This is a genomic window from Amycolatopsis nivea, assembly GCF_004522235.1.
Classification (GTDB): domain Bacteria; phylum Actinomycetota; class Actinomycetes; order Mycobacteriales; family Pseudonocardiaceae; genus Amycolatopsis; species Amycolatopsis nivea.
The window spans coordinates 1-12,976 of record NZ_SDLT01000084.1 but is presented as its reverse complement, the minus strand read 5'-3'; the positions used below and the strand labels follow the sequence as shown (position 1 = coordinate 12,976).

At 69.8% G+C, this 12,976-nt stretch carries 15 protein-coding genes; 9 read left to right on the top strand and 6 right to left on the bottom strand.

Annotated elements, in window-relative coordinates:
- Positions 1-133: 133 nt before the first annotated feature.
- The 3 genes from EIZ44_RS43910 (at position 134) to EIZ44_RS43900 (ending at position 1,320) form a co-directional block, all read left to right on the top strand.
- On the top strand, positions 134-361 hold the full coding sequence (locus tag EIZ44_RS43910) for a DUF2188 domain-containing protein (protein WP_037813210.1): 228 nt from the start codon (positions 134-136) through the stop codon (positions 359-361).
- Between the two features lie 91 nt (positions 362-452).
- Entirely contained in the window at positions 453-1,136 is a 684-nt protein-coding gene (locus tag EIZ44_RS43905) for a methyltransferase (protein ID WP_134734557.1), read from the top strand.
- Positions 1,123-1,320 carry a CDGSH iron-sulfur domain-containing protein gene (locus tag EIZ44_RS43900; protein WP_134734556.1) on the top strand — a complete coding sequence of 66 codons (198 nt, stop codon included), beginning with the start codon at positions 1,123-1,125 and terminating at the stop codon, positions 1,318-1,320. Before EIZ44_RS43905 ends, EIZ44_RS43900 begins: the two co-directional genes overlap by 14 nt.
- A 45-nt stretch (positions 1,321-1,365) precedes the next feature.
- Here EIZ44_RS43900 and EIZ44_RS43895 read toward each other — a convergent pair whose 3' ends face one another.
- The 3 genes from EIZ44_RS43895 to EIZ44_RS43885 all read right to left on the bottom strand — a co-directional run bounded on the left by EIZ44_RS43895 (position 1,366) and on the right by EIZ44_RS43885 (position 4,209).
- A complete protein-coding gene (locus tag EIZ44_RS43895) occupies positions 1,366-2,346 on the bottom strand; it encodes an iron-containing redox enzyme family protein (protein WP_134734555.1) in 981 nt (326 codons plus the stop codon).
- Positions 2,343-3,461 (bottom strand): carboxylate-amine ligase, encoded by a 1,119-nt coding sequence (locus EIZ44_RS43890; protein ID WP_134734554.1) that lies wholly within the window; start codon positions 3,459-3,461, stop codon positions 2,343-2,345. The genes EIZ44_RS43895 and EIZ44_RS43890 overlap by 4 nt, the downstream gene beginning before the upstream one ends.
- Positions 3,462-3,534: 73 nt before the next feature.
- Entirely contained in the window at positions 3,535-4,209 is a 675-nt protein-coding gene (locus EIZ44_RS43885) for a nitroreductase (RefSeq protein ID WP_134734553.1), read from the bottom strand.
- A gap of 91 nt (positions 4,210-4,300) precedes the next feature.
- On the opposite strand from EIZ44_RS43885, the gene EIZ44_RS43880 reads away from it, so the two are divergent.
- A complete protein-coding gene (locus EIZ44_RS43880) occupies positions 4,301-4,873 on the top strand; it encodes a TetR/AcrR family transcriptional regulator (RefSeq protein ID WP_134734552.1) in 573 nt (190 codons plus the stop codon).
- Positions 4,874-5,405: 532 nt separating this feature from the next.
- Here the strand turns inward: EIZ44_RS43880 and EIZ44_RS43875 are convergent.
- Both EIZ44_RS43875 and EIZ44_RS43870 read right to left on the bottom strand, forming a co-directional pair.
- A complete protein-coding gene (locus tag EIZ44_RS43875; RefSeq protein ID WP_167754478.1) occupies positions 5,406-6,830 on the bottom strand; it encodes an MFS transporter in 1,425 nt (474 codons plus the stop codon).
- Positions 6,831-6,924: 94 nt separating this feature from the next.
- Positions 6,925-7,644: an alpha/beta fold hydrolase gene (locus EIZ44_RS43870; protein WP_043833983.1), complete on the bottom strand. Its 720-nt coding sequence runs from the start codon at positions 7,642-7,644 to the stop codon at positions 6,925-6,927.
- A gap of 125 nt (positions 7,645-7,769) precedes the next feature.
- Between EIZ44_RS43870 and EIZ44_RS43865 the strand changes: the two genes are divergently transcribed.
- Complete coding sequence (locus tag EIZ44_RS43865) at positions 7,770-8,111, top strand: winged helix-turn-helix transcriptional regulator (RefSeq protein ID WP_037813190.1); 342 nt, start codon at positions 7,770-7,772, stop codon at positions 8,109-8,111.
- On the opposite strand, the gene EIZ44_RS43860 is transcribed toward EIZ44_RS43865, so the two are convergent.
- Positions 8,096-8,950 carry a LysR family transcriptional regulator gene (locus EIZ44_RS43860; protein WP_134734550.1) on the bottom strand — a complete coding sequence of 285 codons (855 nt, stop codon included), beginning with the start codon at positions 8,948-8,950 and terminating at the stop codon, positions 8,096-8,098. The genes EIZ44_RS43865 and EIZ44_RS43860 overlap by 16 nt on opposite strands.
- Positions 8,951-9,041: 91 nt before the next feature.
- Between EIZ44_RS43860 and EIZ44_RS43855 the strand changes: the two genes are divergently transcribed.
- The 4 genes from EIZ44_RS43855 (at position 9,042) to EIZ44_RS43840 (ending at position 12,459) form a co-directional block, all read left to right on the top strand.
- Positions 9,042-10,040 (top strand): acrylyl-CoA reductase family protein, encoded by a 999-nt coding sequence (locus EIZ44_RS43855; protein ID WP_205673498.1) that lies wholly within the window; start codon positions 9,042-9,044, stop codon positions 10,038-10,040.
- Between the two features lie 12 nt (positions 10,041-10,052).
- Positions 10,053-11,456 carry a CoA transferase gene (locus EIZ44_RS43850; RefSeq protein WP_240691571.1) on the top strand — a complete coding sequence of 468 codons (1,404 nt, stop codon included), beginning with the start codon at positions 10,053-10,055 and terminating at the stop codon, positions 11,454-11,456.
- Between the two features lie 124 nt (positions 11,457-11,580).
- On the top strand, positions 11,581-11,844 hold the full coding sequence (locus EIZ44_RS43845) for a DUF3703 domain-containing protein (protein ID WP_167754477.1): 264 nt from the start codon (positions 11,581-11,583) through the stop codon (positions 11,842-11,844).
- Positions 11,845-11,958: 114 nt separating this feature from the next.
- The gene (locus EIZ44_RS43840) at positions 11,959-12,459 is read left to right on the top strand and encodes a MarR family winged helix-turn-helix transcriptional regulator (RefSeq protein ID WP_134734558.1); all 501 of its coding nucleotides are present in this window, start codon (positions 11,959-11,961) and stop codon (positions 12,457-12,459) included.
- The last annotated feature ends 517 nt before the right edge of the window (positions 12,460-12,976 follow it).

Below are 12,976 nucleotides of genomic sequence, written 5' to 3'. Positions count from 1 at the left end.
CACCGCGGCGGCTTGACAACTTCATTGAGAAGCTCCTTCCGTTCCCGGTTCGGGTACCCGGTGGCGGCCCCGGCAACCCGGTTGCCCGCGGGGGCATCGGGTACCCGGCGGGCGAGGCGGAAGGAGGCGCGGGATGGCCGAAGGGGACATTCACACCAGTCGCGAGGGCGGGCTGTGGAAGAACCGGATCGAGGGGATCCGGCGGGTGGCGAACACCGCGGCGCGCCGCGCGGACGCGGTGTCGGTGGGCCGGGAAATGGCGCGGGCGCGCGGGGTCGGCCATTACGTCCACGGCGAGCCCAAGGCCAACGGCGACGGGGAGATCGTCGAGCAGTGCTGCTACCGGCACGCGCCCGGGTGACCGGCCGTTTTCGGGGCGGTGCGGCGGAAATCGCGGTTTGGCCCGACCGGACGGGGGTATCCCGGCGGCCCGACCGAGATGGAGGACCGCCATGACGACGTCTGTGCGCACTGAAACGGAGGCCCGGCCGCTGGGCAGAGTATTCCGGCTGCCGGGGGTCTACCGTCCGCAAGAGGACACCGCCTTGCTTTCGAGCGTGTTGATGGCGGACACGCGCATCGGGTGCGGAATGCGGTGCGCGGACGTGGGAACCGGCAGCGGTGCACTGGCCATCGCCTTGGCCCGGACCGGAGCCGCGGTCGTCGCGGCGGACATCTCCATGCGGGCCTTGGCTTCCGCGTGGATGAACACCGTGCTGCGCGCGCTCCCGATCGGACTGCTCCGCGGCGGGCTTGAGGAAACCGTCGAAGCCGGACCGTACGACGTCGTGGTCGCCAATCCTCCGTACGTGCCTTCGCCGACGCCGACCGTCCGCTCGACTCGCGCGTGGGACGCGGGGCCGGACGGTCGCGCGATGCTGGACCCGTTGTGCGCTGCCGCTCCTTCGCTGCTGACCCGTACTGGTGCGCTGTACCTGGTGCAGTCGACGATGTCCGATGTGGACAAAACCCGGTTCGCGCTGGCTGCCGGAGGGTTGCGCAGCGAGGTGCTGGCGCGTGCGGAAGTGCCGTTCGGACCGGTGGTCTCCGGACGCCTTGAGTTCTTGATCGAACGCGGTTTCGTGCGGCCCGGCGACCGCACGGAGGAACTGGTGGTGCTCCGTGCCGCGCGATGAACGCCGGGTCCGGGTGGTGCCGGGCGGGCCGGTCCTGGTGGAGGGGCCGGTCGAGGTGTCCACTCCGGACGGGGACACGGCGCGGTCGGACCGGTTCGTCGTCGCGGTGTGCGCTTGCCGGCGCAGCAAGAGGTTTCCGTGGTGCGACGCGAGTCATCGCAAGCGGGTCCGCGGCACTGGCTGACCCCTGCGGCGGCCTGGTCGCGGGTGCGCGACCAGGCCGTTGCTCTCAGGGCAGCGGCTGGCGCAGCGAGGACAGCCCGTCCTGCCAGCAGCCGAGCAGGTGCTGGTCGAGTTGTGCTTCCAGGAACCCGGTCGCCTGGATCCCGAACACGACGTCCGCCGCCAGTTCCGGTTCCGCGGCGAGCAATCCGCCCACGACGTCGTGCCGCATGACCTGTTCGTGCACCGCGTCGGCCTCGATGTGTTCGGTGTAGAAGAACCGGCAGGCTTCGGGCGCGCCGAGGCGGCGCAGGATCCGGTCCATCCGCTGCGTGCCCGGGGCGGTGGTGATCTCCGCGGCGGCGAAGTGCCCGACCAGCGCCCCGCGCGACGCCCGGTGCAGGCCGAACATCGACATCATGTTGACCAGCGCGAGCATCGGCCCCGGAACGTGCTCCAGCAGCGCCAGGTACCCGTCGGGCAGGTCCGCCGCCGCGAGCAGGTCCGCGAACAGCTTCGCGTGCACCCGGTCGGCGCGGCCGCCGCCGAACTCGTCGAACTCCACTGCCACCAGCCCGGCCTTCGCCGGACCGGACAGCCGCGGGATGACCCACGCGTGCGGATCGGCTTCCTTGAGGTGGTAGATCGACCGGTGCGCGAACAGTTCCTTGACATGCCACCATTCGCCCTCGGCCAGCAGGAAACCGACCGCTCCGTCGGCGTCGCGTTCGGTCAGCAGTTCGTCGAGTTCGGCGTCCACGTCGGAGCCGCCGGGAACCGCGTCGCGCAACGCGGAACGGAACGTGTTCTCCAGCTCTGCCCGGATTTTCAGCAGCGCGGTGTCCCACTCGCGGTCCGCGTCGACGCCGGGCAGCCCGCGGTAGTGCAGTTCGTAGCAGAGGTGCAGGGCGAGGTGGAGATCGTCGCCGAACGGGTCGGCGTCGCGGAGGTCGACCGCGGTCTGGACGGCCGGATCCCGCAGGATTTCCAGCAGTGCCGCGGAGACCGGTCCGCGCGCGGTCGGCAGTGCGGTGAGGGAGGTCGTCATTGTCCCCGGGTACCCGTCTGGAGCGAGGTCACGCGTGGGACGGTGCGCGCGGTGAGCATCGCGACGGCTCCGTCCGGCCCGGCTTTCCGTTGCGCGGCCGAGCCGGTGCCGTCCCGCAGCACGGCTTGGACGAGCCGGTGGGCGAGGTCGTGGTCTCCGGCCGCTCGGAGGGCGGGTCCGGCATGGCGGAGCAGATCGGCGACGGCTTCGGCGGCGGGCAGCGGTCTCTCGCGGACCGGGTCGACGAGGGCGCCGGTGAGCCCGTGCCGCGTCGCCGCCCACACCGCCGCCGAACCGATCTGCGTGTCGAGCGGGGCTGCTTCGATGCCGCGTTCCAGGTCAGCGAGTGCGGTCGCGACCAGTGCCCGCGAGAGGACTGCCTGAACGAGCGCGCCGTCGACGGTCAGCGGCACGTCGGCGACCCGCAGCTCCACTGTCGGATAGCGCGGCGAAGGCCAGGCGAGCCAGAACGTCTGCTCGCGATCCACCAGCGCTCCGCACTCCACGAGCGAGTCGACGAGCCGCGAATGCTCGGCGTGGGACCTCGCGTGCGGGGTGAGGCCGGAGCCGGGAAAACGGGTCTGCAGCGCCATTCTCCAGCTGTGGAGCCCGGTGTCCCGGCCGCGGTCGAACGGTGAGTTGGCCGACAGCGCGAGCAGCGTCGGCAGCCATCGCGCGAGGTGATTCACGACCGCTACCCCGGTGTCCGCGTCCGGGACTCCGACGTGCACATGGCAGCCGCAGGCTTCGTAATCGGCGGCCAGATCGCCGTAGTGCGCGTCGATCCGCGCGTACCGGTCCGGCGGCAGCGGCTCGGCGGGGGAGCGGAGCGGGCCGACCGGGCTGCCGGTGGCCAGGATCGCGCAGCCGGCGTCGGTCGCGGCGCGGGACAACGCCAGCCGGCCGCGGCACAGCTGGTCGCGAAGCTGCGCCGCGGTCGTGCAAACGCCGGTGGCGTGTTCCACCTGGGTCGCTCGCAGTTCCCGATGGACGGCCGCACCGTCCGCGAGCCGGCCGACTTTCCCGAGAACCTCGGCCGCGACGGGCCGCGGACGGCCGTCGTCCGGCGCGGCGAGCAGGAATTCTTCCTCGACGCCGAGTGTCGGTACGTCCATCGGCACCTCCCCGGGCCGGAGTACCCGCGCGGCGGCCCGGCAATCTTTTCGGGAGATTCCGGTCGAGACGAGATCAGGCGTGGAAGCGGGTGGTCTCGGCGAGCGGGGCGCGTCCGACGGCGAACCGGTTCACGGGCGCGGCGCGGTCGGCGTACCCGAAGGAGATCCCGAACAGCAGCTTCCCGCGGTCGAGGCCGAGCGTTTCCCGGACCGTGTCCGCGTAGAAGCTCAGCAATCCTTGCGGGCAGCTGGAAACTCCGTGCGCCTGCATGGCCAGCAGCAAGGTCTGCCCGTACATCCCGACGTCCGCCGCGAGCCGGGCTTCGGCGGTGTCCGGGGCGAACAGCAGCGCGACGTGCGGGGCGCCGTAGAAGCGCAGGCTTTCGGCGTCGTAGGCGGCGCGCGCGTCGTGGTCGTCGAAACCGATCCGCAGCGCGCCGTACAACGCGCCACCCGCCGCGGCTCGGCGCTTCTGGTGCACGGCTTCGTAAATGGCTTCGCTGTACGGAAAATCGACCGACCGGCGGCCCTGCTGGTGTGCGGCGACCAGCGCGTCGGCGAGTTCGTCTCGCTTGGCTCCGCTGACGACCTCGACCTGCCACGGCTGCGCATTGGAATTGGACGGTGCCGCGGCGGCGAGGTCGAAGATCTCGCGCAGGGTGCCGTCCGGAACGGGATCGGGCCGGAACGACCGGGTCGCGCGCCGCCCGCGGATCAGGGTCGCGGCGGCGTCGGCGAGTTCGGGCATCGGGGGTGCTCCTTAGGTAAACGTTCTCGTGTATCTAAGCACGGTAGCAGGCCGCGGAGGCTTAAGTAAACGTTTCTGTACACTTGGCCGCATGGTCGAGGAGAAGGCCCGCCGGGCCGGTCGCGGCGGACGCGAACGCGTGCTGGCGGCCGCCGCGGACCTGTTCGCCCGCCAGGGCATCACCGGCACGACGATGGAGCAGGTCGCCGCCGCGGCCCCGGTGTCGAAGCGGACGCTGTACCTGCATTTCCCGGTCAAGGACGATCTGGTCGTCGCCTACTTGCGCGACCTCGTCAGCTCCGGCGACACCCTGCACGACGTGCTGACCCGAGCGGATCTCCCTGCGCGGCAACGGCTCCTGGCGATGTTCGACCTGCCGGACGCCGAACCGGTGCGCGGCTGCCTGTTCGTGGACGCGGCGGCGGAGTATCCCGACCCGGCCAGTGCGGTGCACGCGTACGCGCGGGAGCAGAAACTGCTGATGCTCCGGCTGGTCACCGACCTGGTTTCGGAGCTGGGGGCCGCCGATCCCACCGCGCTCGCCGAGCAACTGGTGACGCTGGCCGACGGAGCGGCGAGCCGAGCGATGGTTCTCGGCGATCCAGGCTACGGCCGTCATGCCCGTGCGGCTGCGGAGGTGTTGCTGGAGCGCGCGGTCGGCTGACTCGGGTGGCGGCCGAGGCGAATCGGGGCGGACGGGAACTGCCCAGGGGAGCACGCGGTGACGGCCGTGGCTGGCTCGGCCCCATCCCGGCCGCTCCGACTACTCCGGCCAGTCACGCCGCTACCACGGCCACGCCGCCACGCCGCGGCGCGGTGATCGGGCGATGCGGCGATCGGGATCGAGGCAGCCGGGGTGGCACGGCGATCGGAATGGCGATCGGGGCGGTGCGGCACTCGGGGCAGTGTCGCGAGCGGAAGTGCGGCGTTGCGGGCGGCGTTGCGATCGGGATCGTGGCGATCAAGGCGGTGCAACGAGCGAAATCGCGCCCTCGCACCCGCCGCGAGCGGTGAAGAGCGGGCAAGGGCGGAGCCTGGGGTTGCGACCGCCCTTGCCCGAACCGGCCGGGAGGGTCTGGCCCGGCCGGTTCGTCCCCCTTGGCCTCGGTCCCACCCTCCCGGCGGACGCGACGCACCGTGGAGGACGCTGCCGGGAAGGTATGGAACGGGTCTGGAGCGCCGCTGGAATCCGCAGGTCAGCGCGGTGCGGGGCGGTCGGTGAGCGGGACTTCGCGGACGAAGCACGCGGCCGCCAGGGAGAGCAGCGCGACGACGAGCGTCGCACCGGCGACCGCGTGCAGGCCGTTGGCGACCGCGGCCGGTGTGGTGTCTCGGGTCAGCGCGCCGACGTACAGCGAGCCGAACAGGGCCGCGCCGATGCCGCTGCCGAGGGTCCGGGTCAGCGAGCCCAGGCCGAGGGCCGCGCCGAGGTCTCGGGGTTCGACGCTCAGCCGGATGATCAGGATCGTGTTCTGGATCAGGCAGCCGAGCCCGGCCCCGAGCGGCAGTCCGGTCAGCGACGCGAGCAGTGGATCGGTGTCCGGTCCCAGGAAACACACCCCGGCCATCCCGACGGCGACGCAGGCGCTGCCGATGATCGGCAGGATCCGGAAACGGCCGGTGCGGCGGAGATATCTCGAACTCGCGTTCATCACCACGACCATCCCGGCGGTCATCGGGATCAGCAGCAGCCCGCTGAGCGACGGCGGCACGTCGCGCGCGTTCTGGAAGTACAGCGGGAGAAAAGTGACTGTGGCGACCATGGTGACGTTGAAGGCGAAGCCGAGCACCTGCGCGAGCGCGAAGTTGCGAGTGCGGAACATCCGGAACGGGACGAGCGGCTCGAGACAGCGGCGTTCCACCAACACGAACGCGGTCAGCGCGGCGACCGCGGCCGCGCACAGGCCGAGGATCGTCGGCGAGTTCCAAGCGTAGCGGGTGCCGACCCAGCTGGTCGCCAAGGTGAGGCAGACGACCGCGGCGACCAGCAGAACCGTTCCGCCGTAATCGATGCGTGCTTTCCCGCTTTTCGCCGGCAGCTGGACCCCGACGACTGTCCCGATGAGACACAACAGTCCGAACGGGACGTTGACGTAGAAGATCCAGCGCCAGCTGAGCGCGTCGGTGAGGAAGCCGCCGGCCAGCGGGCCGCCGACGAGGGAGAGGCCCAGCAGCAGGCCGGTCCAGCTGGAGATCCGCGTGGATTCCTTGGGCGGCACCAGAACCTGGACCATCGCCATCGCCCCGACGAGCAGCCCGCCGGCCCCGATGCCTTGCAGTGCACGAAAACCGATCAGCGCGCCCATCGTCGGGGCCAGTCCGCAGAGCATGGATCCGGCCAGGAAGACGGCGACCGCAAGCAGGAACATCGCCTTGCGGTCGAACTGGTCGCTGAGTTTGCCCCACACCTGGGTCGACGCGGCGATCGCGAGCGCGTAGGCGGTGATGATCCAGGTCATCGACCCCGGTGCGCCGAGGTCCGCGGCGATGCTCGGCAGCGCGGTGGCGACGATGTAGCTGTCGAGCATGCCCAGCGCCATGCCGGACAACGCCCCGGCGATGCCGATCTTGACGCGCCGGGTGAACGGGCTCGTTTCTTCCGGCACGGCGGTTTTCGGCATGGCTGGACGTCCTTCCCCCGGGTGCTGTGCTCCCAAGGTAGCCATAAAAGTGCCCACTGGGCAAGTTTGCCCGGTGAGCACTCGACCGTCCGGACTAGGCGAGCTTCAGCAGCAGTTCGCTCAGCTCGACCGGCATCGTCACCATGCAGTCGTGCCCGGTCGGCAGCTCCCACACCTGCGCGGGCGTCCCGTTCGGCTGGATCGCGGGGACCGGGCGGCGGATGATGCCCTCCGGGGTCGTGCCGACGCAGTGGATGTGCGTGCGCGGGATCGCTCGCGCGGCCGGATTGTCGAGCCGCACCGGTTGCTGCAGGCAGCGGACCGGCTGGTCGGAGAGCATTCCGCGCACCCAGGCGACGTCGTCCGGGTCGGTGACGCCGAACAGCCCGAACGGCGCGGGCCGCTCCGGCAGCGGCGGGACGCGCCAGCCGTCGCCGTGCTGCTGGGCGAGTTCGATCAGGCGCTGGCTCACCGGCTGGACGTCGACCGCGGTTTCGCCGTCCTCGGGCACCATCGCGTCGAGGTAGACCAGCTCCGCGACCCGGTCCGGCATCTCGTTCGCGGCCGACGAGATGACCAGCCCGGCATAACTGTGCCCGACCAGGACCACGTCCTCTTCGCCGCGGAGCAGGTCCACGATGTCCTGGACGTGGGTGTCGAGCCCGATTTCGGGGCTGAGCAGGTGCTTCTTGTCGCCGTAGCCGGTCAGCGAGGGCGCGAGCACTCGGTGCCCGGCAGCTTCCAGCAGCGGGACGACCCGGTCCCAGGCGCGGCCGCTGTGCCACGCGCCGTGCACCAGCACAAACGTAGTCATAGTCAGGATTCCTCGGTTTTGCGGTTACCGGAAGTAACCCGGTACTGTTTGAGAACCATCGTGATCGTCCGCAGCGCGGCGGGCAATAAGGCACTAATTAGTGCCCCGGTTCTCCGGAGGTAACCATGGCCGACGAGGTGTGCCGGACCCGAGTGGTCCTGGAGATCGTGGGCGACAAGTGGGCGCTGCTGATCGTCCGCATGCTGCGTGACGGGCCGAAGCGGTTCACCGAACTCAAAAGGGAAATCGAGGGGATCAGCCAGCGGATGCTCACCGTGACGCTGCGGGATCTGGAGCGCGACGGGATTCTCACCCGGACTGTCCACAATGTCATGCCGCCGCACGTTTCCTACGAGCTGACGGTCATGGGCCGGACCCTCCGCGAAGCGACCGCGCCATTGCTGGAATGGAGCGTCGAGCATTTGGCGAAGATCGAAAAGGCCCGTGCGGACTACGACGCTCGCTGAACGGAATGTGCCAGTTCGCTGAACCGGCGCAGCAGCGGATCGCTTGACCGGCGCGTCGGCCACAGCAGGCGCAGGGCCACGCGGGGCGCGTTCCGCAGCGGGAGGTGCGCGACGCGCGCGTGGGTGTGCGCTTCCGCGGCCGAGGTGGTGGTCGATCCGACAGCCCGGCCGGAGGCGATGATCGTGAGCCATTCGTCGTAGCTGCCGCACTGGATCACCTGCGCGGGCCGGTTTTCCGGCGGCCAGTCGAACGGGCTGGTCGCGCCGCTGACCGTGTTCACGACCACCGGATGCGCGGCCAGTTCGGTCCAGTCCAGCTCCGTGCGCGCCGCCAGCTCCGAACTCGCGGCGACCGCGGCGAGCCGGTCTTCCTCGAACAGCAAGGTTCCGCTGATCCCGGACGCGTCGATCTCGCCGCGCACCAGCGCCGCGTCGACGTCGCCGGAATGCAGGGCGGCCACGATGTCGTCGCGGCGCAGGAGGGTGGCGGTCGCGCCGGTCGCGGTTTCGAAGGCGGTCAGCAGGTCGCTCGCCCACGGATCCGGCAGCGCCCACTGGAACCCGATCCGCAGGCCCGCGTTCCCGCCCGCCGCGGCGAGCGCGGTGTCGAGATCGCGCAGCACGACGTGCAGCCGCCCGAGCAACTCGCCGCCGGCCTCGGTCGGTTCGACGCCGTGCGGCGTGCGCTCCAGCAGGCGCGTGCCGACCGACTCCTCGAGCTGCTGGATCGTGCGCGTGAGCGCCGGCTGGGTGATCAGCAGTTCGCGGCTCGCGGCCGTGAACGTGCCGCACGTCGCGACCGTCACGAACGCGCGCAGATGCCGCAGTTCGACCTCCATGCCGGGCAGCCTACCCAGCTATGCCCGCCGTGCATGGTGCCGTTGTGACAGGCATTTCCCTGTCAGGTTCCGGATTTCTAGCGTGGACATCATGGACCAGGAGATGACGGCCTTCCCCGGCTGGATCGCGCGCGACTCCGCGGGAGCGACGCTCGACCGCCTCGACCCGGCGATGCTGGACGACCTCGACACCACCGTTCGCGTGCGCTGCTCGAGCATCAACTACAAGGACGCGCTCGCGCTGCACGGCCGCCCCGGCGTCGTCCGGCGGCATCCGCTCGTCGTCGGGATCGACCTGACCGGCGAGGTGCTCGCGTCGCGGCATCCGCGCTGGCAGGCGGGCGACGTGGTCACGCTCAACGGCGCTGGTCTCGGCGAAGACCTGCACGGCGGGCTGGCTGGCCTCGCCGCGGTCAACGGCGACGACCTCGTCCGCGTCCCCGCGCAGCTCGGCCCGCTCCGCGCGGCGGCGATCGGTACCGCCGGATTCACCGCCGCATTGAGCCTGCTCGCGCTGGAACGCCACGGCCTGGCCCCGGAAACCGGACCGATCCTGGTCACCGGCGCGGGCGGCGGCGTCGGCTCGATCGCGATAGCGCTGCTCGCGGCTGCTCGGTACGAGGTCATCGCCGCCACTGGCCGTCCGGCTGAGCTGTCCTCGCAACTCACCGCACTGGGTGCCGCGCAGGTCCTCGACCGCGCCGAGCTCGCCGCTGCTGGCAAGCCGTTGGGCAAACAACGCTGGGCAGGCGTGCTCGACGCGGTCGGCGGCTCCGTCCTCGCCGGTGCGCTTGCCGGGCTGCAACACTCCGGCGTCGCGACGACCTGCGGACTCGCCGGAGGCGCCGAGTACCCCGGCAATGTCCTGCCGTTCATCCTGCGCGGCGTCTCCCTGCTCGGGATCGACTCGGTCCGCACGCCTCCGCTCCGTCGCGAGGCCGCCTGGCAGCGCTTGGCGCAGTTGCTCGATCCGGCGCTCGTGGACTCCGTGACGCGGGTCGTCCCGCTCTCCGACGCCAAGGACGCCGCCGCTTCGCTCCTGGCCGGTTCCGGTACCGGCCGAATCGTGGTCGACGTCGCTTCGGCCTGAAAGGAAATGACAATGGATGCCTTCGACGAACTGATGACCTTGCGCGACGCCCCTCGTCCCGCCGCCGACGAGGTCACGATCACCGGCGCGGACCCGCTTTTCGCGTCGCCGTTCCGGATCGGCGAAACCCTCGCCGACGCACTCGCCGCCCGCGCCGTCGCCGCGAACGACCTGTGGGAGCTGCGGACCGGACGTCGGCAGAAGATCGCGGTGGATGTCCGCGCCGCCGCGGCCACCGCTCTCGGCGGCGAAGACATGACGCTCATCCGTTCCGCTTCCGGCGAATATCGCCCTGCACCGCTTTCGCCCGCCGTTGAGCACATGGTCGCGCTCACCCAGCCTTGGCCGACCGCCGATGGACGGTGGTTTCTGCCGCATTTCAATCTGCCGCATCTGGAACGCCGGGTTTTGGATGTTCTCGATTGCGAGGCGACGCCTTCCTCGGTTGCCGCTGCTGTCGCCAAGTGGAAGGCCGATGATCTGGAAGACGCTATCGCCGCCGCTGGCGCCTGCGGGGGAGTCGTGCGGACGCCGGAGGAATGGCTCGCGCATCCGCATGGAGCGTATCTGGCTTCCCGGCCGGTGGTCGAGATCAGCAAGATCGGGGAGAGTGCTCCTTCTCCGCTGCCCGCTGGGGGTGCTTCGCCGATGTCGGACGTCCGGGTCTTGGACCTGACTCGCATTCTGGCTGGGCCTACTGCCGCGTTGAGCTTGGCGGAGCACGGGGCGAATGTGCTGATGGTGACGGCTCCGCATCTTCCTCAGGTGGCTCCGTTCGTCCGGGATACCAGTCATGGCAAGCGAAGCACTTATCTCGATTACTCCACAGTGGACGATGCCGCTCGGTTGCGTTCTTTGGCCAGTACCGCGGATGTTTTCGTTGAGGGCTATCGCCCCGGGCGGATGTCGGCGCACGGCTTCGGCCCGGAGGATCTCGCGGCGCTGCGTCCGGGGATCGTTTATGTGAGCGTGGACTGCTTCGGTTCCGGTGGTCCTTTCGGGATGCGTGCTGGATGGGATCAGGTCGCGCAAGCTGTGACTGGTGCTTGTGTGATTCAGGGAGGCGACCGTCCACAGTTGACGCCTGTTTATCTGTGCGATTTCCTCACCGGTTTCCTGGGAAGCTACGGCGCGATGCTGGCTTTGGCGCGGCGGGCTCGGGAAGGCGGGTCTTATCACGTGCGGGTTTCGCTGTGCCAGTCGTCGATGTTGTTGCAGCGGCAGGGATTGCTGACCTCTTACGCGGATGCGCCCGGTCGTCTTTCGCGCGAGGAATTCGAGCGTTACGCGGTGGTGGACGACGGGACGATCTACGGCGACCTGAAGAGCCTCGGGCCGGTGATCCGGATGAGCGAGACCCCGCCGCGGTGGGAGAGGACTACGCCTGAGCTGGGGAGTTCACGGCCGGAGTGGTGACCTGCGGTTTCCGCGGTGATCCGTTCGACTGCCGGGTATTCCTCCGTTCCTGGTGGCGGCTTTGTGCGAATTGCTTTTTCCGTCGTCAATCCGCGTTTTTGTCTATGCTGTAAGGGGAGAGATGATGGCAGACGCTGAGTACGAGGGCGAGATGGACCGGGGGCGGGCCGCGCTGGCGGTGCGGGATTTCCGTGCGGCCTACCGGCATTTCGGGCGGGCGCACAATCTCGGTCACGACGTGCTGGCTGACCACCTGGCGGCGCATCGCGGGCTGCTGGCTACCGCGTGGAAGCAGCGACGGTGGGATCGGGTGGTCGCGCAGCTCTTTCTGATGGGTGGGGCTGCCCTGTTTGACCGGAATCCGCGGAACCCGTCCGGCGTTGCCTGAACCGCACTTAGTCCGAGGACGTACTATTATGGGCGATGCGGGGACAGGCTCCGGCGGACCGGACGGGCTGCTGGGGCGCGGGTGCGTAGTTAAGGTCGAGGGATGTCGACAGCAGTGGGTGGGTCAGCGAAAGGCGGCTCGCGGGCGGGGCGGCGGGTGAGCCTGGAGGCTCCGACGGATCTCGCTGCCGCGCCCGGGTACGGGGCTCGACGGCTGTACCAGGCGTATTTGGCGGCTTGGAATCGGCATGTCGACTCGGTGCTGACGGGGCCGCAGTTCGCGGTGCTGTCGGCGGTGCGGGCTTATCCCGGGTTCGATCAGACCGCGTTGGCCAAGGCGGTCGCGCTGGACACGTCGACGATGGCTGATGTGTGCCGGCGGTTGGAGAACCGAGGGCTCATTGCCCGGGGGCCTGCGCCGCATGATGCGCGGGCGAAGGTGCTGACGTTGACGGATGACGGGTTGGCTGCGTTTCGCGAGGTGACTCGGCGGACTCGGAAGCTGGATCAGGCGTTGCTTGCGGGGTGTCCGGAGGAGCGGCGGGGGGAGATCGCCGGGATGTTGAATGAGTTAGGGGCGTTGTGGGAGGCGGTTGCTGAGCGGCCGGAGATTTGAGGGTTTTTCGGNCCTGGCGGCGACATCGGCTTTTGGTTGCGTGGGGCACCCCGAAGGTTGATTGTGCTGACGGTTCGGGGGTGCTTGTCAAGGCGGGAAAGATGCCTTGACAAGCACCCCCGAACCGCAGGGGAGCTTCGTATCGGGGTGCGGGGGAGGGGCTGGGTGCCTCGATCGTTGGGTGCGCTGGCTGCGGTTTGGTGGCGGGTGGCTGGTGGGGTTCGCGGGCTGCGGTTTGAGGGGTGTGCGTGGCCGGTCGGGTGCGCGCGTTGCGGTTGCGGGGTGCGTGTGGCTGGTTGGGTGCGCGCGTCGCGGTTGGGGGTGCGGGTGGCTTGGGTGGTTGGTCGCGTTGGGCTCGCAGCGTGGGTTGTGGCCCAATGAGGCCTTCTCGGTAGGGCGGTAGGCGGGGTGCTGCAACGGTGCTCGTCAGGGCGGGCACGGTGCTGACGGCGAGGCGGGCTGCGTGGCTTTCTCCTCTGGAAGTCCGTGAAGACATCCCTGGGTTTTGTTTGTCAAG